The sequence below is a fragment of the Turicibacter sp. GALT-G1 genome (genome assembly GCF_025594995.1).
GTDB classification, from domain to species: domain Bacteria; phylum Bacillota_I; class Bacilli_A; order MOL361; family Turicibacteraceae; genus Turicibacter; species Turicibacter bilis.
On sequence record NZ_JAMQUS010000044.1, the window covers coordinates 1 to 24,470 of the forward strand.

At 35.8% G+C, this 24,470-nt stretch carries 17 protein-coding genes; 4 read left to right on the plus strand and 13 right to left on the minus strand.

Annotated elements, in window-relative coordinates; all coding sequences use genetic code 11:
• Positions 1 to 39 precede the first annotated feature (39 nt).
• Positions 40 to 1,320 (minus strand): VanW family protein, encoded by a 1,281-nt coding sequence (locus NEH74_RS07820; RefSeq protein WP_055305527.1) that lies wholly within the window; start codon positions 1,318 to 1,320, stop codon positions 40 to 42.
• Positions 1,321 to 1,361: 41 nt separating this feature from the next.
• Positions 1,362 to 3,449, minus strand: a complete 2,088-nt coding sequence (locus tag NEH74_RS07825; protein WP_055305526.1) for a vWA domain-containing protein — start codon at positions 3,447 to 3,449, stop codon at positions 1,362 to 1,364.
• Between the two features lie 262 nt (positions 3,450 to 3,711).
• Between NEH74_RS07825 and NEH74_RS07830 the strand changes: the two genes are divergently transcribed.
• Positions 3,712 to 4,635: an exonuclease domain-containing protein gene (locus NEH74_RS07830; protein ID WP_055242082.1), complete on the plus strand. Its 924-nt coding sequence runs from the start codon at positions 3,712 to 3,714 to the stop codon at positions 4,633 to 4,635.
• 34 nt (positions 4,636 to 4,669) lie between these two features.
• On the opposite strand, the gene NEH74_RS07835 is transcribed toward NEH74_RS07830, so the two are convergent.
• From NEH74_RS07835 to NEH74_RS07850, 4 genes are all read right to left on the minus strand, one after another.
• Positions 4,670 to 5,830: a serine/threonine-protein phosphatase gene (locus NEH74_RS07835; protein WP_262941258.1), complete on the minus strand. Its 1,161-nt coding sequence runs from the start codon at positions 5,828 to 5,830 to the stop codon at positions 4,670 to 4,672.
• Between the two features lie 3 nt (positions 5,831 to 5,833).
• Positions 5,834 to 7,531, minus strand: a complete 1,698-nt coding sequence (locus tag NEH74_RS07840; protein ID WP_055242078.1) for a [Fe-Fe] hydrogenase large subunit C-terminal domain-containing protein — start codon at positions 7,529 to 7,531, stop codon at positions 5,834 to 5,836.
• Position 7,532: 1 nt separating this feature from the next.
• Positions 7,533 to 7,790, minus strand: a complete 258-nt coding sequence (locus tag NEH74_RS07845; RefSeq protein ID WP_212724584.1) for a (2Fe-2S) ferredoxin domain-containing protein — start codon at positions 7,788 to 7,790, stop codon at positions 7,533 to 7,535.
• Positions 7,791 to 8,105: 315 nt separating this feature from the next.
• Complete coding sequence (locus NEH74_RS07850) at positions 8,106 to 9,830, minus strand: D-alanyl-D-alanine carboxypeptidase family protein (RefSeq protein ID WP_262941259.1); 1,725 nt, start codon at positions 9,828 to 9,830, stop codon at positions 8,106 to 8,108.
• Positions 9,831 to 9,997: 167 nt separating this feature from the next.
• Here NEH74_RS07850 and NEH74_RS07855 point away from each other — a divergent pair, with 167 nt between their 5' ends.
• Complete coding sequence (locus NEH74_RS07855; RefSeq protein WP_055242075.1) at positions 9,998 to 10,489, plus strand: CotY/CotZ family spore coat protein; 492 nt, start codon at positions 9,998 to 10,000, stop codon at positions 10,487 to 10,489.
• Positions 10,490 to 10,587: 98 nt separating this feature from the next.
• Positions 10,588 to 11,070 carry a CotY/CotZ family spore coat protein gene (locus tag NEH74_RS07860; protein WP_055242073.1) on the plus strand — a complete coding sequence of 161 codons (483 nt, stop codon included), beginning with the start codon at positions 10,588 to 10,590 and terminating at the stop codon, positions 11,068 to 11,070.
• 37 nt (positions 11,071 to 11,107) lie between these two features.
• Here the strand turns inward: NEH74_RS07860 and NEH74_RS07865 are convergent, their stop codons facing one another.
• Positions 11,108 to 11,959: a hypothetical protein gene (locus NEH74_RS07865; RefSeq protein WP_055242071.1), complete on the minus strand. Its 852-nt coding sequence runs from the start codon at positions 11,957 to 11,959 to the stop codon at positions 11,108 to 11,110.
• A 195-nt stretch (positions 11,960 to 12,154) separates the two neighbouring features.
• Here NEH74_RS07865 and NEH74_RS07870 point away from each other — a divergent pair, with 195 nt between their 5' ends.
• Positions 12,155 to 13,435, plus strand: coding sequence for an FtsW/RodA/SpoVE family cell cycle protein (locus NEH74_RS07870; RefSeq protein ID WP_055305523.1), 1,281 nt, complete (start codon positions 12,155 to 12,157; stop codon positions 13,433 to 13,435).
• A gap of 33 nt (positions 13,436 to 13,468) precedes the next feature.
• Here NEH74_RS07870 and addA read toward each other — a convergent pair whose 3' ends face one another.
• The 6 genes from addA to NEH74_RS07900 all read right to left on the minus strand — a co-directional run bounded on the left by addA (position 13,469) and on the right by NEH74_RS07900 (position 24,444).
• On the minus strand, positions 13,469 to 17,071 hold the full coding sequence (addA, locus tag NEH74_RS07875; RefSeq protein WP_055274797.1) for a helicase-exonuclease AddAB subunit AddA: 3,603 nt from the start codon (positions 17,069 to 17,071) through the stop codon (positions 13,469 to 13,471).
• Positions 17,064 to 20,621, minus strand: coding sequence for a helicase-exonuclease AddAB subunit AddB (gene addB, locus NEH74_RS07880; protein WP_212724581.1), 3,558 nt, complete (start codon positions 20,619 to 20,621; stop codon positions 17,064 to 17,066). Before addB ends, addA begins: the two co-directional genes overlap by 8 nt.
• A gap of 151 nt (positions 20,622 to 20,772) precedes the next feature.
• A complete protein-coding gene (locus NEH74_RS07885; RefSeq protein ID WP_055242063.1) occupies positions 20,773 to 21,045 on the minus strand; it encodes an HU family DNA-binding protein in 273 nt (90 codons plus the stop codon).
• 215 nt (positions 21,046 to 21,260) lie between these two features.
• Positions 21,261 to 22,736 (minus strand): stage IV sporulation protein A, encoded by a 1,476-nt coding sequence (spoIVA, locus tag NEH74_RS07890; RefSeq protein WP_055305520.1) that lies wholly within the window; start codon positions 22,734 to 22,736, stop codon positions 21,261 to 21,263.
• A 337-nt stretch (positions 22,737 to 23,073) separates the two neighbouring features.
• Positions 23,074 to 23,322, minus strand: coding sequence for a stage VI sporulation protein F (locus NEH74_RS07895; RefSeq protein ID WP_055242059.1), 249 nt, complete (start codon positions 23,320 to 23,322; stop codon positions 23,074 to 23,076).
• Positions 23,323 to 23,436: 114 nt separating this feature from the next.
• The gene (locus NEH74_RS07900) at positions 23,437 to 24,444 is read right to left on the minus strand and encodes an NAD(P)H-dependent glycerol-3-phosphate dehydrogenase (RefSeq protein ID WP_055305519.1); all 1,008 of its coding nucleotides are present in this window, start codon (positions 24,442 to 24,444) and stop codon (positions 23,437 to 23,439) included.
• Positions 24,445 to 24,470 lie beyond the last annotated feature (26 nt).

Genomic DNA, 24,470 nt, shown 5'->3' on the forward strand with positions numbered 1-24,470 from the left:
CGGGCGCACATAAAAAGGATTCCTTGATGGAATCCTTTTTTAATGAGTTTTCTTTTTATAAACACTCGTATGTAAAAACTGTTCGTAGACCACTTCCCCATCAGCATTATAGCCATAAAGCGTCGTATCTGCCTTTAGCCCGCCATCATAGATGATCGTTTTAGGACGATAAGTAATGCCATGTAGCGCTTCGGAATTCGACCAAATTTCAACCGTTAGGCTTCCATATTGCGCATAAGTATGAATGTAGATTGGATATTCTAGCGTGTTAATGAACTTTAAATCAATCGCATTATCCGCCATCGTGGCATCTTGACCGAGTGGAACATAACTAACTGGCAAACTATGATTGCGTCGCTCAGTGGCGATAATACCTGCCTTAAGTTGAGCATTATAAAGGGTTGAAGAGACTTGGCAGATTCCCCCTCCAACTCCAGGAACAGCTCTCCCATTTAAAAAAATCGTTGCATTCACATAACCATGCGCGCCATCAACCGGGGACACCTTTTCTGCATAAGAAAACTGTTCACCCGGCATCAAAATCGTATGATTGATTTTAGATGCGGCTAGCTCAACATTTTTAGCACGAGGAATTCCTGTTGGATAATCTGTCGAATAAGAGGAAATCTTAGTGTTGATCATTTTTAACTGCTCAATATCTCGTTCACGAGGATCAGTCATCACATTTGCCTCAACCTCAATCGGATCCATAGAACTTATATCCAGTTCCTCAATTAACATATCCCTTAATTCTTCGGTCAAAATGAGTTGACCATCTTGACCTTCATTTAATTTTAAGATTCCGTAACCAGCCATTTCGAATTTCGGTTCCACTTTTTCAACATAAACCTCTTTCTCGATCATTCGCGCCCATTTTTCAACTTCATCATGATCATAAGTATAGCCGACCGTAAATTCATAACGCATCGGCTCTTTGATTTGAGAGACCTGTTCCATTAGTTCTAAATCTTTTCCAATCGCAATAATTTCATCAACTAACTGGTCGATCTCTTGATTAACCGTCGGATTAAACTGTGATAACGTTGTTTCAAAATCTTTTTCTCCAACATGAACGATGATTTTCCGTTCTTTATACTGCTTTATTTGATCATCAATCATCGCTTTAATCTCATCTCGATTTAAGTTCGACACGTCTAAATCATTAATAAAGATATTTGGTAAGGCGATGTCTTCATACGCTAACACTAACGCTTTCGCATCTTGAAATTCCAACATCTTATATGCAACGAACGATAAGATAAACACCGTATTTAAAAAAGCAATGATTAAGCGAATGATTCGTCCTTGATTCATCTCCATCTCCTATATACCTCCTTTGTTAATGATTTTAGTGTCTCTTCTTAGGTTGTCGAGTGAATGTAATATTTATTCTCACAGACGACAATTTCACCAATTTTTTGTTTTGAAGTCAGCATTTTCCCAGTTGTTAGGTGCGTGTGTTGACCTTGTTTTTTCACTTCTCTCTCATATACCTCATCCCAATAAAAAATAGGTTGCCCACATAACTGAGACTGGATTCTTAATAAGTAGATTTTATTTTGAAGTATTAATCGTTGCTTTTTCGTCTCATTTAACCGTGTATATAATAACTGAAGAGGATTCTCTTGACTCATCAGCACTTGTTGTTGAATATTTTCATAGAGTCGTTGCCATTCACTCTGTTTTGGAAAATTTTCTATTGACCATTTGGTGAAGCTCTCATCATAAGCATCCCGTTTCGCTAATGCGTTTGATTTCACCCTTGGAATAAATAATCCTGACGGACTCACATGATACTGACTCCGGATGCGATTAATCGATTCATCTATTTGATGCTTGTCTAATCTAAACGTCGATTGATTCGTTGAAATAAGTGTTTTTAAGACTTGTTGTCTCAAGGTTAATTGTTCGAGTTCATATAATTGTTGAGCCATCATTTGACTAATATCAGATGAAAAACATTGAAAATGAGTTAACTTTAATCGTGATAAATCAATTAAATCAATTTCAGATTCATGATTGAGTTGCCCTGAAATGAGCTTTAATGCTACGAATCGCTTTCTGAGTGTCGGTGATAACCGGCACGCTAACGTTTGTAACTTTAAATTTCCACCTTCAATTAAAAAATATTCCCGAAAAATATAACAATCTAACTTCAAGTCCGTTTGATTTTGCTTCGCAACACCTTCGACTTTTACCGTGAACGTCACATTTTGTTTGGTCGTACTAGCTCGAACTTGAATAATTGGAAAATATAGCTTATCATGTGCCGTAAAGGTCACCCGACCATCGTCTTGTTTAATGGGAAATCGAGCTTCATTTTTATAATAAAGCTGAGAGAAGGAATCGTCTAAAATCATTTGAATCAATTCAAACACCGATAATGGAATAAACGATTGCACTCTTAATGCCTGCGGTGTGTATCGGGCTTGATTAATCGATGCTAAACTTCGACTTATTTCATTGATGGAATATCCTTGATGGATGATTGGGAAAAGCTCTGTCTCTTGAAGTAAAAAAGAGGCATCATCAATCTGACGTTGCTTGATAAGATAGTAGCCATAAGCAAGCTTAAAGTGTTGTTCAATCTCCTTTGAAACTTCATCAGCTGACGCTGGAACTTCTTGTTGTTCAAGTTTTAACGTTTCATCAAAGGTCACCACGAGTTGAGGAAGCGTCAATAACTGTTTAGGCTGATGAAGATGTAACGTTTGGGCCATGAGAAAATAGTCCTTATTAAATAGACAGATTTCCTGATGAGCGCCTTTTTTTAGTGAACTTTTCCATTGCTTGAAATGAGTTCGATATGTCTTTAAGTTTTGATAAGGATAAAAATCACCTGTCCGACTTGTCGTAGCTAACCAAGTTAAAAAATTTAAGTTATATGTTCCTATCCCTACAATATGCGTCATGACGTGTTGCTTCGCCAAATCAAGCATCCAACCATAACATCTCGATTGCTCCACGACAATGGAATGACTGGATGGATAAAGATGACCGTCTGTTACCACAATGAGCTGGATTTCTTCCTTATCCTTTTGTTTCGTTAACATGGCAAATGTGGTTTCAAGGGCAGACGATAACACCGTCCATTCATCACCACATCGTTCTTCTAGACGCTTGTGTAACTCTTCAGTAAGTAGATCTTTATCTATAATAAACTCTTGATTGACAAGCCAATCGTCTTCAAATTCATTCCCAAACAGTAAAATGGAAAGTTTATGGGATACATTTAATTGATGAATGGTTTCATGAACAATCTGCTTGAGGTCTTCTAAATAAGGAAGCATACTTGCTGAGCCGTCAATTAATAAAACTGTATGCAATAGATTATTTCTTTTTTGATGGTTTCCAATCTTATAAAAATAGCATGTCCTAGTTAGTTGTGGTGTTAAACGTAGTTGCTTTCTTCCTAAACTTTGAACACTTATTTGAACTTCTTTATTCAAAGCAACCGCCCCCTCATATGTAGTCACTGCTACCCAATATATGAGCGGGGCTTCGTCATTATTCTAGCAAACTTTAAAAATAGAAATTGGTCACTTTTTGTAAATCAACGACACATTCATCATATTTCGATGATTCTTTTTTCATTAAATCTGATGGTAGTCTCTATGGTTGTCAGTTTCTGTACTTTTGCTTCTAACCCTTAACAGAAAACCATTTGACAGTTATAATAGTGAATACAATCATTATATAGGGGGCTTCGTCATGAATTTTATCGCTATCGACTTTGAAACAGCAAATGAAAAACGTGCGAGTGCTTGTTCACTCGGGATGACGATTGTCAAAAATGGACAAGTCGTTGATGAATTATATTATTTAATCAAACCTAAGGAGTTAAGATTTAGTCCGATGAATACATGGATTCACGGATTAAGAGCTCATGATGTGAAAAATGCAAAAGAATTTGATGCTCTTTGGCCTGAACTTGAACCTTACTTTAGAAATAACTTTGTCATTGCTCACAATGCATCCTTTGATATCAGTGTTTTACGTGCGACCTTAGACGCCTATAGCCTTCCTTATCCATCATTTGACTATGGCTGTACGATGCTCTTAGCAAAAAACTTCTTTCCTATGCTTGAAAATGCCAAACTAAATACTGTTAATCATTACTTAGGACTTGAATTTAATCACCATCATGCGGGCGCCGATGCGTTTGCCTGCGCAAATATTTTATTAAAAGTTAAAGATGAGCTTAATTCCTTAACGATTCACGACGTGTTTGATCAAGTTGGAATTAAACCCGGAAAAGTGTATGATAAAGGTTATCAAGCACCCAAAAAAGGGCATTCGACCTTAACTTCTAACCGTCAATTCCAACGAATTACCTCACCGTTGTTTAATAGTCAAACAGACTTTTTCAAGCACAAAACAGTCGTCTTTACTGGTCCTCTTCAATCACTCTCACGCACAGAAGCGATTGCTTTAATCGGCCAATTAGGTGGAACGGTAGGCAGCTCAGTTACGAAAAAGACAAACATTATTGTGACAGGGATTAAAAACATTTATGAACTCTCTGCTGATGAAATGAGCACAAAACTAAAAAAAGCCATTCAACTAGTGTATCATGGTCAAGAAATCCTCTTTTTAAATGAAGACGAGTTTTTAAAAATTTTAACCTCATCATAAAAGGCATCCTCACTAATCGAGGATGCCTTTTGCTTTAAAAATATTGAATATGAACAACTTTTCCAACTTTAATTAAAATTTCTTCTAGCTCCTCAATAACTCGTAATTTAATGCTCAATTCTTTAGGAAAATCAGGATTTTGATGAGCCGCATTAATGGCCCTACCAATCAGTAATTGAATATGCGTACATTCCTCATACAATAACTTCGCTAAACGTGCTGCTCCATGTCCTTCTTCAAGTTTTTCAAATCTCGAATTCATTTGCACATCTTTTAAAATCTCGACGGCTCCTTTAATCGTCAATACGCCCTCTGTGACTAAATCAATCCCACGAATGGAAGCAATCGGTGGAAAACGTGGATCAATATAATCAAAAATCGTCTGTATCTCTTCACCAATTTCTCGTGCCACAATATTAGCGGCTGTTCCTCCACAAATAATTTTCTTCCCGCTACTTTTCATGAGTGTTTTGACAACCTGTTGATCTTCTAATTTCACCTGTGGCGGCCCAGCAAATAAGGTTGCCCATTTGGGTTTCATAACTTTTAAAGTCGCCACCGTTGTGTCATCCCCCGGTTGACCGACATATAAATCAGAACACACGTCAAGCAATAAATTCGTGATTTCACGAGCTGTCTTTTCTTCATCAATGACTGACTGTAAAAAACAAGACACTTCTGGCCAACTCCATCCTAAATTTAAAACCGTCCCAACGCCCGCATGAATCACACCATCACTTGTTAACACCAGTGTATCGCCTTCTTGTAAAACAAATTGACTTTCTTTAATTGTTCGCCCATTAATACAACGCTCTGTACTTTCTAAAGGTTTTACCCCTCCATCTCGAATAAAAAACACACTAGGATTATCGATCTCTACCACATAGACATTATCAGAGACGTCAATTTTAACGATGGTTAAGGTGGAATAGGCAAGCTTTCTCACTTGACAAACCGGGAGGGTATGAACCATTGTATCAACCACCTCATCAATCGAAAGTCCCGCTTTAAGCATCGTAATTGCAATTTTTGAACTCAACGTTGCTAGAATATTTGCTTTAACTCCACTTCCTAGTCCATCCGATAAAACTGCAATCACACAATCAGTCGTTCGAAAAAATTCAACTTTATCTCCACAAAGTTCTTCTCCTACCTTATTTAAACTACGACAAGCAAAATCGACAAAGTAATTCATCACTTATACCTCATTTTCTTGGATTAATTCTTTTAGTCGGGTTAAGGTTACTTTCGTCTCAGCTGTTGTCTCTCCTAGTAAGCTAGCGATTTCTTGTGCTACAATCATCTGTTTATTAATGACTTGTTGAGCCATATCAATCGCATTAATTTTTAACCGCTGTAAATGTTCTTCATGACGAATTTCTTCAGTTAAATCATGTAAAATACAAAGCATTACCTCTTGGTGCTCGATTCGAATAATACTCTCAATTACGGTTGTTTGATTATTATTAAGTGTCAAACGTAACCCTACTAAATCTTGTTTCGACTCCATCACTTCTAAAAAAGGCTCCTCCTCTAAAAAGACGGAAATGGGCAGCTCAATCGCTTGATCTTTCGTAATATCAAAAAAACGTTGTGCGGCCGGGTTCATATCAACAATCGTTAATTCATGATTAACTACTAAAATAATGCTTGGCGTCACATCAAAAATAACATGTGAGTATGTCTCTGCCTTATGCTTCATATAAGGTAAGCACATTGATGGTTCAGCCATATGATTATAAACAGCAATCGCCTTCTGCCGACATGTTTTATACCCGCACGAACCACAATTCAGCTCATCAGCAGATGAATATTTGCCTATATGATTTAAGATCTGTTCAATTTCTTTTTCACTTGGCTGAAGGATGGGGGCATATTTATTTTTAAATATTCGACCTACGTTAACGTGAAGCGGGTAGGTTTGTGAAGCAGGAATTTGATTTGGATCATTAAGTTCCCGATATTTTTTAATTCTCATTTTACGTTTGAAAATATTAACTTCCTTATCACCAATCGCAGGTCCTCCGATACAACTATGGTGGCAAGCACTCATCTCAAAAAAACAATTTTCAAATTCTCTACGCTCAATTCCTTCTAAGACTTTAATACAATCTTCAATGCCATCTACTGGAACAATCTCAATGTTTTTCTTTCGTTTAGTAAAGCAACTACTCATTCCCCCAACTATAGGATACGTTCGTTGACTTTGTTCCGTGGCATCTAAGTTCATCGATTCAACTTGATCAAAATCGAGATGTTCTTCAGAAATCCACTGAATGAGCTCCTCGATTGTAAGGACCGCATCAATAAACTCATCTTCTTCTCCTTCAATCTTTTTTGCTAGACATGGACCAATAAAAACCACCTTCGTTTCATGACCATATTTTTGTTTTAATAATCTAGCATGCACCATTAATGGAGTTAAAACAGGAATAAGTAATGGAATGAGCTTAGGAAAATGTTTTTCAATCAATAAGTTAACTGAAGCGCAGCAACTTGTAATACAACAAGTCTCTTCCATTTCCTCTTGAATCTTTTGATAAGCATTGGTGACCGCTAAGGCACCGACAGCTGTTTCCTCAACATAAAAACAACCTAACTTCTTTAATGCACCACAAATCTTTTGGGCTGAAACATCAAATACACCAAAACAAGTCGGTGCTAAAGAAATAGCGACCTTTTCCCCCTTATTCAAATAAGACTTAACTTTCTCAAGTTCCGTTTCAACCTTTTTTACATTTTTAGGACAAGCCTTTAAACATAATCCACATGCAATACAACGATCTTCCATAATGATAGCTTGCTCATCTTTTATTTTAATTGATTGAACAGGACATGCTCTCACACAGGCATAACAGTTCTTACAATTAGTTGACTCAAAATTAATCACACTCATCTTACTCTTCCTCCATTACAAGAGGAAGAATAACAGACTTAAAAATATGTTGAACTTGATCCGGTGATACACCTATCACTTCCCCCGTTGGTAACACCAATGAAACAGCCTCTGTACAATGACCTAAACAAAACGCAGCTCTTAGTTCAATACATGTTTCTAAACCCGCGTATTTAATAAGTTGTTGTAACAGTTGAATCACCTCATACGATCCTTTTAAATGACAGGAACTCCCGACACAGATTTTTATAGATTTCATCTTATGACGTCCTCCTTATTTGTGTATAAATACCTCTTTTAAAATATATGACTATCTCTTCAACAATCATGCTCATTCATTACATTTTTTATTTAAAAAGCTAGCTTTCGTTGCCTCTCGCAAACCTCGCTAGCTTTTTTTTATTTTTCTGACAAATCCACCTTATTTCCGAACATTTCGACAATCCTTTTAAACTATTTCCCGACAACTTTTTCTACCCTCTAATTATCGACAAACAATTTCCCGACATTTTTTTCAGTTAAATTGGAAATAAAAAAAGTGCAAATCTGCACTTTAAACTGGGGATGAATCAAACTATAATTGATATTTTTCTTGATCACTTAATTCCCTATTTTCTTGAATCGCTTGTTGTCTATCCTCATCTGATGACGACCCATCCATAGAGGAATCTTCGTTTAATTCAGAATCCATTGAATCAGACTGACTAGCATTACTTTTATCGGACAACGCTTCTTGATCTGATTCATCAAGGTGATCAGTCGATTCCTCTTCATCTATATCATCCGCCTCATTAGAGTCCTCTAGAGAAGAGTCTGAATGTGAAGGCTCTTGCTCTATTGTCCCTTCTTCTGGAGTCTGAACTTCATCTGATACGGCATCTAATAAACCATAGTTTAAAATATAGTCTTCTAACGTCCAATTGTTTTCAAAAATTTCAGTTGCTACTTCAACTCCAACATAACGAAGATGATACGGTTCATAGAAATAGCCAACTTCTGATTCACGATTTTCGGGATAACGAATAATAAATCCATACTCATGCGCATGTGCTAATACCCATTTTCCTTCCTCAGTATCAGCAAACTCTAGTGATAGCTCGTTATTAATCGATGGAGTCGTGATGTCAATGGCTAGTCCGGTTTGATGTTCACTATGTCCTGGTCGACTATTGAATTTATCAGCATACTCAAGTCCCATTTCATAGACGTCTTGATTGTATAAACTCTTCTGCACACTATACGAAATATAACCTGTTCTTAGTGTTAATTCATATCCCGCTTCTTGAGCTTTAGAAAATAATAATTCCGTCGCATCAGCAGCGTCACGACGTAAATAATTCGTATTCACTTGAGAATACGGTGTGACTGGTACCTCCACAGGAACAAAATCTGTCGGTGCATAAAATTCATCTAAACGATAATTTTGATTCACTAAAACAAGTAAGCTGTTCGTATTTGGTGTTTCAACGATGTCTTGATAAAATTTAGATTTTACGTTCGGATACTTAGCATATTGCAATGCATAAGTCACCGAATAATTTTCATCTTGACTTAACACTTCATCGTAGATGGCAAAACTTGAAGAATCAAAGCTACTTGCCGCCATCAACTCAAAAGCTTGATCTGGATTTAAAGTCGTTTCCATTAATGATTTCAAATCTGATAAGCCAAATTGATAAAACAATGCCTCAACTTCTTGTGATTCATACCCTTTAGATTTTAAATTGGGTAGCACAACCGTTTGATATTCATCAATAGCTGAGATAACTTCATCAAGTTTTAAATATGGATTTTGCTTTTCATAATTAACATAACTAAATAAAGTCATCAAATCACTTTCTGTTTCTTTAGCATAGTTTAATAGACGATTTAACGCTACGATATCAACTGATTCCACATACGTATTAAAATCAGGATCAGAGAACCAGGCCTTTATGGTCTCCTCTTCATATCCTTGCTGAAGCAAAGTTGGAAAAAAGACATGATCTAAAAATGTCGCTAAATAAACCACTTCACTCGATTCAAGAGTTGGATAATACTCCGCTAACTTCACATAAGCGTCATAACAATCATAATTAAATCCTTTAATCGTTAGATAATCTACAATATCTTCGCTTTTTCGATCATCCTCGATTAAATCTTGAACAAGATCAGGTTGTTCATTTATTAGGCTCTCAATCAGTGTTCGGTCATAACCAAGTCGTCTTAACACCATTTCATCACTCATCATATAGGAGTAAAATAATAGACCTGACCCAAGCAAAGCGACAATACCAATAGGAACTAATACTTTTTGCATCTAACAAGCACCCCTTTCCACATCATGTTTAGTATGTACCATCTTTTAAAAAATAAACCTAAAATTTAACAATTAAAATAGATAAATTAAATATCAAATTTGGGGATTTTAAATAGACATCTGTCTGAAATAGGCATAAATTAGTAGTGTATCTAGGAGGTGAGAATATGAGTTGTGAATGTAGTACTCCATCAACAAACAATAACTCAAATGCAAATAGATCAGCAAATTGTGTAGCTGACACAGTCAGATTCATTAATCGATTACAACAAGCGGTTGTTCCAACTGAAATTGGTTGCTCTCGTTGTAATACGCCTGTATTAGGCGAAACTTCTAAGGCTAATACACGGCCATTTATTTTATATCTTCCAAATGGTGAACCCTTTAGACTAGCCGTATTAACAGATAGTCCAAATGAACCAATTCCAGTCTTTCGGGTCGAAGATGTTAATGGAAATTGTGCTACCTTAAGAGCTTTAACAACAAGAAGAACTTGTTGTATGAATGACCGTGATATGCTTAATGAATTTAATTCAAATAATCCAGAGTCAGAATTCATTCCGACACGTTCTTGTGTCACTGTCAACTTAAATGATTTTATTGCTATTCAGTGTTTAGATGATGTATTCTTAAAATTAGAGATTTGTGATTGTATTTAAAAAAAGAGGATTAATCCTCTTTTTTTAATATTTAGGGAAACTCACTATACGGCCTATCGCAGTGAGCATAAATTATAAAGTGTAAGGGGGTGAACCGTGTGAGTTGTAGTTATTATCATACTATTCATTGTGAAACTAGTCCTTCTTGTGTTGAGAAAAATTGTATAGCAGACACATTAAAATTAATTGATCGATTACAACGTCAATGCCAATCTAAAGAAAAGGAAAGTCTTTGTACACGCTGTGATAAGCCATTTCTAGGACATCGTTCAACAGCTAATACTCGACCAATTATTCTATATTTAAAAAATGGCGATCCATTTGAAATTATCTATTGTGAAGAGAATACTTCTGCCTCTCATCTCATTTTTCGAGTTGAAGAAGTCAAAGGGAATTGTGCAGTTTTAAGATTATTAATTCCAATTTGTCCATATCATAATGAGGAAATAAACTTATATTCACCTTCTACATCTAAACTCTATAAAGTTACCCAAACATGCGTAACCATTAATTTAGATGATATCAGTGCTATTCAATGTCTTGATGACGTTCATTTAAACTTAAAAGGGTGTCAATATTAGTTTAATAAGTGAAAGAAGCCAACTAACTGGCTTCTTTTTATAAATGTAAAATTCTAATTCCTTCAATGTCTGCCAATGAAATAGTTTCAACGTCGTCCATCAAATTATCAATGGTGATGTGCCGATCATCTACAATTTCAATCATTCCCGATTTTAAACTTCCATCTTTTTTTACAATTTGAACAATTGGAGCTTTCATCATTGAAGGTCGATTAGTTAAATCTTGAATAAACATTAAAATCTCTTGTTGTTTTTCATCTAACTGCAATTCAGAACCATTTTGTTCAGCACCTTCGCTATTCATAACATGAACAACATCCTGATTACTTTCATTGACATCATTTATCATCACCTCATTATCCTCTGCTTCATGAATAACACTTTCTTCTGTAATCGAATGGCTATCTTCTTCAGCTAGAGTGTTTTCTTCAGATAAGTCGCTCATCTTTTCTTCTGCCAGAACACCTTCTTCATAGAAGGGGCTAATTTCTTCTTCAACCAAAGTATCTTGTTCATCTGAAGCATTTATCTCTTTTTCATTAAAGAATGATGTTTGTGGATGCTCTCCATAATCGACTAAAATATTAACAGTTTCATACGGACAACTCTCTTCTTCATAAGAAGCAATCGCTTCTGACTCATCAACTAATGGAGATGTTGGCACTATACTTGGTCGCTCTTCAACAACTTCACGGATGGTCACATTGGATGGAATTAATGATTTAAAATTACTTTCACTCATCTGATCAAAATTATGAACGTAATTATCCGCTACAATATCTTTTGGCTTTGGCGTTGGTGTTTTAAAAAAGCTTTGTTCGTTCACAAAACATCCTTTATACGTTGTATCAACAAATAAAAGTGGCTCTTTTTCAAATGATTTTGCCATTAAACTAACCTCCCTTACCTTCGTCATACTATAATCTATGCAATCACTCGTCAGAAGTCACTACCAGCTTTTTTTAATTCTAGAGTAGACTTAAAGTAATGAATTTGATTTTATCAAAACATTTCCCTTCAATTACTTATCAATTCCACGATTATCTGATAGAATAAAATTATCCTTATGTGATAGGTGATAAACTTGAGAACTATTTTAAATAAATTTCGGATTTTATTATATAATCCCATTATCGTGTACTTGATTTTAATTATCGGAATTGGAATTGTAGCTATCCAATCTGCCATTCCACTTGCTAAAATCAACTATCCTAACCTTCCGGCTAACTATGCGACGAAGCAATTAATGTTCGTTAGTCTAGGTGCATTTGTCGCTATTTTAGTTGTCATCATTGGTGTGGATCGAATTCGCGCCCTTCGTTGGTGGATTTATGGTTTTTGGATGATTCCTTTATTAGGTTTATTCATTTATAAAAAATTTCATATCCCCATTCCATTGGTAAAAGAAGCAACAAATGGCGCTGTTTCTTGGTATAATTTACCCGGTATTGGAACCATCCAGCCCTCTGAATTTATGAAAATTGGAATTGTGCTAGTTGTCGCTGATATTATTCAAACGCATAATGAGCGATATCCACATCTGACACGAACATTTAAAACAGATTTACATTTGTTAGTTAAAATTATGGCAGCTGTCTTACCGCCAGCTTTCCTTATCTTTGAACAACCCGATTCAGGAATTACGATGATTATTTTATTCTTCGTTGCTCTGATGATTTTTGCATCCGGTATTCAATGGCGTTATATTTTAACTGTTGGTGGCTTTGTAGCGGTTATCGTTACTTTATTTATTTTATTAGTAGGCGTCTTTCCTGAGTTTCTAACGGAAACATTAAAGATTGACCTTTATAAATTAAGTCGTTTCTCTGGTTGGTTTGACCCCTTTGGAACGATGGGAAATGAAGGAATGCAACTTGCTAAAGGGCTATTAGCCATTGGTTCTGGAAATTTAATTGGGAATGGATTCCAAAGTTCGTTAATCTACTTCCCAGAGGCTCATACCGATTTTATCTTTGCGGTCATCGGGATGGACTTTGGACTCATTGGAACGTTAATTACCGTCATTTTATGCGGCTTATTTGATTATGAAATTTTAAATACCGCCACATTAAACCGTGGACATTATAACAGTTATGTTTGTATTGGAATTTTTGGTATGTTATTCTTCCAACAAATCGAAAATATTGGAATGACGATTGGTCTTCTTCCTATCACAGGGGTAACATTACCATTTGTTAGTTATGGGGGAAGTTCTTCACTTTCTTACATGATTTTATTCGGTCTCGTCTTAGCTTCTTATATTGAAGGCATTAAGATTAAACATAACGAAGTGGATTATCATGAGCGTACACTCTATTTAAAAACAAAAGCCTATATTAAAGACAATGTAAAATTTGATGATTAAAAAAGCTGAACCCTTTTGGGATTCAGCTTTTTTCTATTCATAAACAATATATTGTTGAACTTTTAAAAAGTATACATAACAGCTTACTTTTTTAGTAGGATAAATTTCTTTAATGGCTTTTGAGTAATACTTCATCTGCACCGCGTAGCGATCTTTTAGCTCTTCATATTGAGTATTAAAATCACGAACATAATCGGTTTTATAATCAATAATCCAAACGTAATCCTCAAATTCTGCTAATAAATCGATAACCCCTTGTAATAAAATTTGAGATTGTTCATGATCGGCAACTTTAACAAGCGTCATGAATGGAACCTCTTTTTTCACACTTATTGCTTTCGTCAATTGTTCATAAAGAGGGTTCTTTGTGAAAGCTAATACTTGTTGTAAATCAATTTTATTAGCCATTGCCTCAGTCATCATTTCTTTTTCTATCACACGAGTTTTCATATCTTGCAAACTCTCAAGCGTATGATCGAGACTTATCGGCAAGTGTTGCATGAATTGATGTAGTGCAGTTCCCGCTTCTGGTCCACTCACTTGTTGTTCTTTCATAAATGATGGACGATCATAGGCGACTTGTGGCTTAACTTCAGGAATCCCTTTAAACATCGGGGTGGTTTCTTCTTCTTTTCGTTGAGAGACGGATTGTTTCGCATTAATTTCAACAAGCGGTTGATAATCATATGAATGATCAAAAATCTTCTCAAAGTCAAGAGCTGGTGGTTGCATTTCAACCTGTTGGTTTTCAATTTCTTGTTCTTCTAGTTGCTCATGCTCGGTAATGATACGTAAACGCCATGAACTTTGATCATCTAAGAAGAACGGCTTCGCTTCACAACACGTTTCGACGATTTCCTTTGAGTCTTTATGCTTTAAGACGGCCGGAATCACCCAATCTGCATAATTTTTTGCACTTAAACGATGACTTGATGGTAGTAACCAAGATGAATCTTTAATCACTTCATTCATTGAAGCCAATTTCTTTTCAGTATCAAAGACCCCCGTAAAAATCAGTTTTGATTTTGCACGCGTCATGGCTACGTATAACAGACGCATCTCTTCAGCTAACATCTCTTTATGGATCATCGACCCTACCACACTTTGAGCAATCGTCTTTTGCTTTAGTCGAAGCACAGGATCAATGTATTTTACAGCAACCCCATACTTTTTATGCACGAGATAATTTCCTAATTCATCTTGACGGTTAAATGTTTTATGAATTTGTGACACAAAGACAACTGGGAATTCTAATCCTTTTGATTTATGAATCGACATAATTCGAACGACATTTTCATTCGCTGTCACCGTCTTTGCTTTTCCGAAATGCTTCCCAAGTGCTTGCATACGATCAATATAATTCACAAACCCATACAATCCTTTTTTCGTACTATTTTCATACATTCGCGCTTTATCAACAAAGACATCAAGATTCGCTTTTCGTAAATAGCCATGTGGGAGTCCTAAAACGAATTCATAGTATAAGGTCTGCTCATAAATACGAATAATCAATTGAGATAACGATGTCGTTTTTGATTCAAAACGCCAACGTTCAATCGTCTGTACAAATTGAGCCACTTTTTGTTTTAACAGTTCATCTTCTCCGGCCTGTCGGTAGTAAAGAACTAAATCATAAAATGAATTAGCTTTTGTTGCCACTTTAATCAATGACAATTCACGCTCAGTGAAGAAGAATAGTGGGGAACGCATCAAACCAACGAGTGGAATATCTTGATATGGATTATCAATGACTTTTAAGCAAGAGACTAAGTTAATAATCTCAATCGAGTCAAATAAATCGGTATTTTGTTCCGTAAAGAGTGGGATGTTATAAAGTCTGAAGACATCTTGGAAAATCGTCACACTACCAAGTGAACGCATTAAAATCACAATATCTTGATACGTAATAGGACGATAACATCCTTTTTTACGATCATAAATTTCTTGTCCATTATTTACCCACTGTAAAATCAGACGGGCAATATGATGGGCTTCAATTTCGATCGCATTTAAGTCTGCTTCACTCTCTTCATCAAACTGTTTTTTATCAATTAAATGCACTTCACTTTTGTTAAATTCATCATTATTTTCACCGGTTACTCCAAGCTTTAACATGGCCGCTTCATCATACTCAATTTCTCCAACTGGTTCATCCATGAGTTGCTTAAAGATAAAGTTCGTCGCATCAATGACTTGTTGATGTGAACGATAGTTTTTCATTAGGTCGATTTTATTTCCGGCCTCTTTATTACTTGAATAGGCTTGATACTTACCTTGAAAAATGCTCGGCTCTGCTAAACGGAAGCGATAAATTGATTGCTTCACATCTCCTACCATGAAGATCGGAATTTCAGGCTGGGCAACCTTTGCAATTGAGGTAATGATACATTCTTGCATCGAGTTCGTATCTTGATACTCATCAATCATAATTTCTTTGAATTGATGATAAATATCCCTTGCAACATCGGTTGGTTGATCCTCTTGAACTAATAAGTGAAGCGTGTTCCATTCTAAATCGGAGAAGTCAAGCATCTGACGTTCACGCTTCGCCTTCAGAAATCGTTCATGAAACTTCATCACAAGCGTTGATAATGCGATGACTAAGTGTTCACTTTCATTAAAATGGCGGGCATGTGTTTCATTAGAGTACACGAAATACTTCTCTTCAAGTTTTCCTAAACGTTTTTTAAAAGCATCTCGTGCATTTTTACTCTGTTCATGAGCTTCTTTATCATATTGTTTTGCATTAAAACGAGGGAAGGTAGCTAATTTCGTATTTTTAAAGGCTTCACGCAAATCAGCATAAGCTGATTGTTGGCTTTCTTTTAAACGAGTTGCATAAGCGACGTCTTGGTCATAAACTTCTGTCCGATATTTATGATCAATTCCCATGACTTCAGCATCTTTCGCAAATTCACGTGCCTTTTCTAAATCTAAAAGGGCTTCATCAATCGAAGGCGCAATTAGTTTTCCAATTTCCTGATAATAGCGCCATGACTGTAAATCATGTCCATCCCACTCATATAAAGAGCGTAAATTCATGAGCCACTGATGCATCTGTGGATTAGAACGAGCCAACTCATAAACTTTCAGTAACATCGTTTTTAACGCCTCGTCATCGCGATCACTATTAAAGCTCTCACTTAAACAAAGGTAATTCTCATCCTCAATTTCCGCCAGTTCATCAAATAATTCTTCGATGACATCATCTTGTAAAATACCCACTTCAATGTCATCTGCAATTTTGAACACTGGATCGAGTTGAAGTAAGTAATAGTAACGACGAATTAATTTATTACAAAAGGCATGAAAGGTCGAAATATTGGCTGCTGAAATTTTATTTAATTGAGCCGAAAGAACTAAATTCCCTGGTTGTTTAGCAAGTTCTTGCTCAATACGAGCACGGATACGCTGCTTCATTTCAGCTGCTGCTGCTTCTGTGAAGGTTAAGACGAGTAATTCATCGATGTTAATATGATCAATTAAAATTTTTTGAATTATTCGTTCAACTAAGACGGCTGTTTTTCCTGACCCTGCTCCAGCAGAGATTAATAAATCATGTCCTTTCTCATAGATAGCTTGCCATTGTTCATCATTCCATATTGTATCATCCGGCTTTTTAGGAATATTACTCATCTCCGTCTCCTCCTTCCTCTAATTTACATTTCATCGCTTCCATCGCAAGATCAGCTTTCATTTTAGGTAACAGTCGGGATTCGTTTCCTAAGAAATCGGGATCAAATTGACAGATTCCTCGATACTGACAATAATCACAGGCTGTACTTTTTCCGTACTTCATTGGATTAATATTTAATTGGCCTTGCGTAATTCTTGTGGCTGACTCCTCAATCATTTGATTTGTGTATCTACGAAGCATCTGTAATGACTCCCCCGTTAACGTTGCATTTCCTCTTGCTGAGAAGCTTCCATCTTTCTTGAGTGTAATCGGCACAATATCACTTTTTGACTGCTCACTTAAACGCTGGTCACTTAAATGAACGACTTCATAATCTTCTGGTAAATAACCATTCATCTTATATTTTTCATGCTGCATTTGCTCAACTTTTTGTTCATACGCTTCTTGCCGTAATAAATCATCAACATCATGACTAATAAATGGGCGATGCACATGGAAGTATAATAATCCTCCAATCTCAGCTGGCATGTCGATTAACTGTAGAGCATTTGAAACAACGATATCTAAATACGTCAGTAACTGTAAACTGAGTCCATAATACACTTTATCAAGCTCTAAATCCTTTTCACTCGATTTATAATCAATGATTCGTAAATACGCGTGATCACCTTTTTCATTTTTCGCCACATCGACACGGTCAATAATTCCCTTTAACGATAACTTAAAACCATTAGGTAACTCGCGTGATTTTAAGTGAATTCCCGTTGTTTGTTGCGTATCAAAGGGTAATTCAAAGAATAGTGGCTTAAATGCACTATGATTCCCTTGATATTTTAGTCCAAGTAACGTCTTATAGACGACTTGGGTTAAACGTTCCGTTAGTTTCATCATTCGTTTACTTTGACGTAAAATTTTATATAATAATTGCTCACTTAATTCATCGGATACCATTTTTGATAACGTCAAACATTCATCAGGTGTTAAATCCGCAAAGGTACGATTCTCTTTCTTAATCAACTCCGCAATCCGTTTTAAGGCCTCATGATAAAGCTCTCCAATATGCGGTAAATCAAGCTTATATTGTTCACGTTCTTTTAATTTTAACCCATAACGGAGATAATGAGCGAACTCACATTGGTTAAATAGCTCTAAGCGTGAAACACTAGCAACAATTTCATCACTGTATAATTGCTTCGTAATCTGTGCATCTAAATTTGTCACTTCATTTTGATAATTTAAAATTTGCATGATCATTTGGTAGACAATAGGCTGCGTTTCTTGATAATAATCTAATAACGGTTCATAGTAAGAACGACGATTCGGATATTGCTTTAACGTCGCAATTAAATGAGCCACCGTTTGTGAATGGGTTGTTAAATGCTCATACACTTCCTCTTCCCATTCACGTCCAACATGATCTTCAGGAGCATCTGGGAATAAACTTCTTAAATGCGCATAAATATACGATGGTAAAAATTCTTTTCCCTCATCGTTACTACTTGCATACGATAACGTTAATGATTCTTTTGGTGACGTAAACACGGTATATAAAATAAATTGCTCATCGATTTGCGTTTGAACAAGGCTTGGCGCTAGTTCAATTCCAAATGCTTTCAATGATTCACGTTCTGTTTCACTTAATAAACTACTTTCCGTCATCGATTTTGGAATTTGCCCTTCGTTAACTCCTAAGACGAAGGCATGCTTAATGCCATATTGTCCAGGTGTCGTTAAATCACTCACGAGTTGATAACGGGCACGACGAAGCTCCCCAATCGCCACTTGATCCAGACGTGGTGGAACAGTTGCATACGCCATCTCTTCAATCCCAGATTTAAAGACATTCACGAAGTCTTCTAAGCTAACGGCTTCTTCTTGACCAATTTCAACCAGTTGTTCAAAAAGAGAAAGCAATTGATTCCAAACCTGACCGTGCTGTTTATATAGTTTCAAGTCTTGTAACTCTTGAGCACTTTCCTCGAATAATGCCAGTTTTTGTGGAACTTGACACTCTTCTAGGAAACTAAACGTAGCGATCGCATAATCCTTGTACGTTTTAGCTTTCTTTAACTTCGATTCAAAGGAAGAAATAAGTGTACTGACTTCTTTACGAATTCGATTCACTTTTTGTTCTAATTCAAGGTCGGCATCCGTTTTAACATACCCACGTCCAAGACCTTGATAACGTTCATAGACCCAATCTTCTGATGTTTGCCAATCTGATTTTTTTAGATTTCGAGCTAAGCAGTAGTTTTCTAATAAGTCAACTTGTCGTTGATAAGCTTGATACAACTCATAAAAAGACTGTCCTTTTTTAAATCCTTCGACATTCATTAGCAAACCGGTCTTGATCACCGTAAACAACGATTCGTGACGCCATTGATTTAAGATAACATCAAATAAATGATAAATCATCGTCATTAACGGATGGTATAACATAGACTCTTTATAGTCTAAGAACATTGGAATTTCAAATTTCGTAAAGATGGCCGCAATTAATTCATCATAAGCAGCCGCGTCTCCTGTATAAATGGCGATATCACTATAAGTACACCCATCATGATGAACTAAGTGATGAATTCGTTTCGCGACTTCCTCCACTTCGATTCGACGATTGGCAGCTGTAAAGAAAGAAATCCCCTCTTCATTTGAGGGAACAAGTGGAACTTGTAAAAAATGTTTCTCTAAGTGATTTAGTGCACTTGCCTTAAAGAATCGAGACTGTTCATGTGCGGTTAACTCACATATTTCATAAGTTAATCCTCGTTCTTCTGCCCCATTTTGTAAACGAGTGAGTGTACGCCCTGACATTTCAAACACTTGACTTTCTGAGTTTAAATCGTGTGTTAAAACAACGGTCACTGATTTAGCATATTTCATGAGTTGGAATAAAATTAATTCCTCTTGCTTATTAAAAATATGATAACCATCGACGTAAAAATCACTATTTGCCACCGTTTGGCTGTTGGCAATTTGCTCACTTAAAAGCGTATAATAATCTTCACTCATTAAATATTTATTAAAAGAGACTTGTTGAAATGTTTCGTATAAAACCGCCAAGTCATTAATTTTTTTCGTTGATTGTAATGACCAATTTAGATCTTCATGTGGTTGATTCACACATTGAAATAACTGCGATGGACTAACACAATAGTTTTTAAACTCCGCAATCATTTCACTGACTTTATTGATAAAACCGGGCTTGTTTGCATAAAACGGGAATACTGTTAAGTCTTCCTTTTTTTCGTTCATTACTTTTTGAAGTAAAATAGCCAGTCCCACTTGATCCAAATGATAACGACTTAATCCCCCAGTTTCTTGTAAAATACGATAAGCAAAGCGGCTAAAACTTAATCCTTGAACACGCATTAAACTCGGATGCTCACTTTGCTTCAGTAACTGATACTCCATATGAAATGACATCTGATCGGGAACGATGACATAGATAGGATCCCCTTGTGGTACACTGTCACAAGCCTGTTTAATTTCATCTAAAATAACACGAGTTTTTCCTACCCCAGATCGTCCCACAATGAAACGAATACTCATACTCTCACCTCTTTATCCTTTAGTGTAATATGGTTGATTTTCATGTATGCTAAACGATGAAATCTATTGTTATTATACCATGTTCTAAAGGTGCTAAAAAAATGAAAAAAAAGACAACTCATCAGAAGTTGTCTTGTCAATCATCTATCAATTATTTTAAAGCGTCTTTTAAAGCTTTTCCAGCTTTGAAAGCTGGGTATTTGCTAGCTTCGATTTCAATAGTTTCTCCAGTATGTAAGTTACGTCCTTGACGTGCAGCACGTTCGCGAACTTCGAATGTACCGAATCCTACTAAAGCTACTTTGTCATCTTGTTGTAACGCTTCAGTTACTGTTTCGATATAAGCACTTAAAAATTTATCTGCATCTTTTTTTGTTAACTCAGCTTTTTCAGCGATTTTATCTACTAATTGAGAACGGTTCATAAGTTTTAAATACCTCCTAAGATGTTTCATTGCAAGTAAAAGTTTACCACACCCCCTATAGGGTTGCAAACATTTATTTGCATATTTTGTTGATATAACACTATTTTATCCTATTATGTAATAATTCCGTAAGCTTTAAACAACTAAGCAAAATTTTTCAAAATAATAATAAAAATTCTCTCATCAACAGGCTGATGAGAGAATTTTCGCATACATTATAGCATGATCGCAATTAATCCGCCATTACCTTGGTTGACAATTTTAATTAATGTTTCTTGAAGTTTCATGCGAGCATTTTCTGGCATTGCATATAGTTTAGCAGAAATTCCATCACGAACGATGTCACTTAAGCAACGTCCAAAGACTTCAGTTGACCAAATTGATAATGGATTTTCATCCGCATCTTTTAAGATGTAGTCGATTAAATCTTTACTTTGTTGTTCAGTTCCAATAATTGGTTCAAAAACAGATTCAACATCAACACGAATCATATGAATAGATGGTGCAATCGCTTTTAAGCGTACGCCATAGCGAGCCCCTTGTTTAACGACTGTTGGCTCACTTAAAGTCATATCTTCAATAGCTGGTGTGGCAATCCCATATCCAAGTTGTTTTACCATTTGTAAAGCACCCGCGATTGGTTCGTATTCTTTTTTAATATTTGCATAATCTTGTAATAAATACATTAAATCTGCTTTATCTTTAATTGGTCCAACTAATTCAGTTAAGATTTGATCGTATAACTGATTAGGAACTTTAATTTCTAATTCAGCTAACCCCACCCCAGCATCAAGGGCACTAATATAGCAATCTTCAACGATATCTTCTGCTTTTAACTCTTCAGCTAAGTAGTTGATATCACGAAGCTTATAAAACTCATTTGTACTTTGATTAATTAATTTTAAGAAACGAGCTTTTAACCAGTTGTCATCACTTAAAGCATCCACCCAACTTGGCAATTTGATATCTAATTCTGAAACTGGGAATTCATATAATGCTTCAGTTAACACACTATAGATATCTTTTTTCGTCATATTTTCAACACTTAATGGAATAACTGGAACCCCATATTCATCTTGTAATTGTCCACGTAACTCCGCCACATCTTCTGTTTTTGGATGCGTCGTATTCAAGATGACGATAAATGGTTTATTAATCGCTTTTAATTGCTCGATAACTAATTGCTCAGCTTCTAAGTAATCCTCACGATCAAAGTTTCCAATCGATCCATCAGTTGTCATTACAATTCCAATATGTGAGTGATCTTCAATCACTTTTTGTGTTCCAATTGCTGCGGCTTCAACAAATGGAATTGGTTCTTCATACCATGGTGTATTAACCATGCGTGGTCCTTCTTCTGTTTCATAACCAACCGCACTCGGAATCACGTATCCCACACAGTCAATTAAGCGAATATTTGCTGATACTTCTCCTTCAACCGTTACATTTACGGCTTGTGCTGGAACGAATTTTGGTTCCGTTGTCATAATTGTTTTTCCATTCGCACTTTGAGGTAATTCATCAATCATACGTTTTTTTACGTTTTCATCTTCAACTAATGGAATAACAAGTGTTTCCATGAATTTTTTGATGAACGTAGATTTTCCCGTACGAACTGCTCCTACTACACCTAAATAGAATTCTCCATTAGTGCGGGCAAAGACGTCTCTCATCAGTTCATTAGTTTCCATATCGTAAACCTCCATTTTCACTTATATTTGTCAATATCAATGTATGATGCTTATCCTCTACTTTATGAGAGAATTTAAATAAAACTTTTAAAAACTTTTCTACTGTACTGCGATTGAATGAATTTTTATGATTCACTCTAACCTAATTTGATTGTGAATTAGGCTGCAGGCCTGCGTTTTCTTCGAATTATATGCATCACTGTGTGTCAGATATGATAACTTTTAATGAATTTTATATTCTTGATTATCTTTTACTTTATTCAAACAAAAAAAGGACTTAGCGTAGCTAAGTTCTTTTCTCAATCAATACCATCTTAATTAAAACCATTGATGATGGTTACATCATCATTTTTAATAATTCATTCATATCAGTTGGAACTTCCCCATTAATAATCATTTTTGTTAATTGATCTTCAACTGATTTATCTACTTTACGTCCTACCATTGCCCCAACACTTTGAATCAAAGCACGAACTTGCTCTTCATTTTTCAAATCCATTGTAGAAGCTTGGTCGGCAATATTAAAAAGATCCGCTTGATTCACATTTACATCTTTCCCAAATCGTCCAAAAAGATTATCAAACATAATTAAAACCTCCTCATGTCTCATGTTCAATATAACATATGACACCAGGAGGTAATTTGTACCTATTAGGCAAATAATTTATATTTTTTGTCCAATCCTAAAAGTTTTTTATCATTAATAAAACTCAGGTTTCATCTCACGAGTCATTAATTGAGCAATTGCAACACGTGGATCTAATTTATTGAAAATAACCTCATAAACCGTTTCAACAATTGGCATTTCAATCTGTAAAGCTTGTGCCATTTCATATGTCGCTTGACAAGTTCGTACTCCTTCAACGACCATCGTCATACTATCGATCGCCTCTTGAAGATTTGAACCACTTCCGATTTTATATCCAGCCTGCCAGTTTCGGCTATGAACAGACGTACATGTTACGATTAAGTCGCCTAAACCACTTAAACCACTGAATGTTTCTTCTTTTGCTCCAACAGCTGCTCCAAGACGTTTAATCTCAACTAAGCCACGTGTGATTAAAGCGGCTTTCGGATTATCTCCATATCCAAGTCCCGCAATGATTCCAGCAGCAAGTGCAATCACATTTTTAATTGACCCACCAATTTCAACACCGATTAAATCATCGACACGATAAACGCGGAAATATTCATTATTAAACATTTTTTGAATTTCATTTGCTTTATCTGCTACTGTTGCCGCACAAGTAACGGTTGTCAGCGCACGCTCAATCACTTCTTCAGCATGAGAAGGTCCCGATAAGGCAACAAACGCCTCTAAGTAAGTTTGATCAATTTCTTCAGCTACAATTTCAGATACACGCTTATGCGTTCCAGGTTCAATCCCTTTACTTGCATTAATAATCATGACAGCGTGATCTAACTGCTCATTAATCGTTTTTAAGACATCACGAATCACTTTCGTTGGAACAGAAAGTAAAATTATTTGTGCATCTTTTAATGCTTCTGTTAAATTTGTTGTTGCAACTAGTCCAACTGGTAACTGAACATCTGCAAAGAAACGTGAATTACGATGATTTTGATTAATATCATCCACAATTTCTTGATTTAAGTCATATAATTTTACATTATTTTGATTATCACATAAAACTTGTGCTAATGCTGTTCCCCAACTCCCAGCACCCACTACTGTTACATTCTTAGCCATTATAAATCCTCCTCATTAACCTATCA

What these genes read in the sequence shown, in the direction of transcription:
- NEH74_RS07820 (WP_055305527.1), bottom strand. Translation starts at nt 1,320, where the DNA reads ATGGAGATGAATCAAGGACGAATCATTCGCTTAATCATTGCTTTTTTA.
- NEH74_RS07830 (WP_055242082.1), top strand. Translation starts at nt 3,712, where the DNA reads ATGAATTTTATCGCTATCGACTTTGAAACAGCAAATGAAAAACGTGCG.
- NEH74_RS07835 (WP_262941258.1), bottom strand. Translation starts at nt 5,830, where the DNA reads ATGAATTACTTTGTCGATTTTGCTTGTCGTAGTTTAAATAAGGTAGGA.
- NEH74_RS07840 (WP_055242078.1), bottom strand. Translation starts at nt 7,531, where the DNA reads ATGAGTGTGATTAATTTTGAGTCAACTAATTGTAAGAACTGTTATGCC.
- NEH74_RS07845 (WP_212724584.1), bottom strand. Translation starts at nt 7,790, where the DNA reads ATGAAATCTATAAAAATCTGTGTCGGGAGTTCCTGTCATTTAAAAGGA.
- NEH74_RS07850 (WP_262941259.1), bottom strand. Translation starts at nt 9,830, where the DNA reads ATGCAAAAAGTATTAGTTCCTATTGGTATTGTCGCTTTGCTTGGGTCA.
- NEH74_RS07855 (WP_055242075.1), top strand. Translation starts at nt 9,998, where the DNA reads ATGAGTTGTGAATGTAGTACTCCATCAACAAACAATAACTCAAATGCA.
- NEH74_RS07865 (WP_055242071.1), bottom strand. Translation starts at nt 11,959, where the DNA reads ATGGCAAAATCATTTGAAAAAGAGCCACTTTTATTTGTTGATACAACG.
- addA (WP_055274797.1), bottom strand. Translation starts at nt 17,071, where the DNA reads ATGAGTAATATTCCTAAAAAGCCGGATGATACAATATGGAATGATGAA.
- addB (WP_212724581.1), bottom strand. Translation starts at nt 20,621, where the DNA reads ATGAGTATTCGTTTCATTGTGGGACGATCTGGGGTAGGAAAAACTCGT.
- NEH74_RS07885 (WP_055242063.1), bottom strand. Translation starts at nt 21,045, where the DNA reads ATGAACCGTTCTCAATTAGTAGATAAAATCGCTGAAAAAGCTGAGTTA.
- spoIVA (WP_055305520.1), bottom strand. Translation starts at nt 22,736, where the DNA reads ATGGAAACTAATGAACTGATGAGAGACGTCTTTGCCCGCACTAATGGA.
- NEH74_RS07895 (WP_055242059.1), bottom strand. Translation starts at nt 23,322, where the DNA reads ATGTTTGATAATCTTTTTGGACGATTTGGGAAAGATGTAAATGTGAAT.
- NEH74_RS07900 (WP_055305519.1), bottom strand. Translation starts at nt 24,444, where the DNA reads ATGGCTAAGAATGTAACAGTAGTGGGTGCTGGGAGTTGGGGAACAGCA.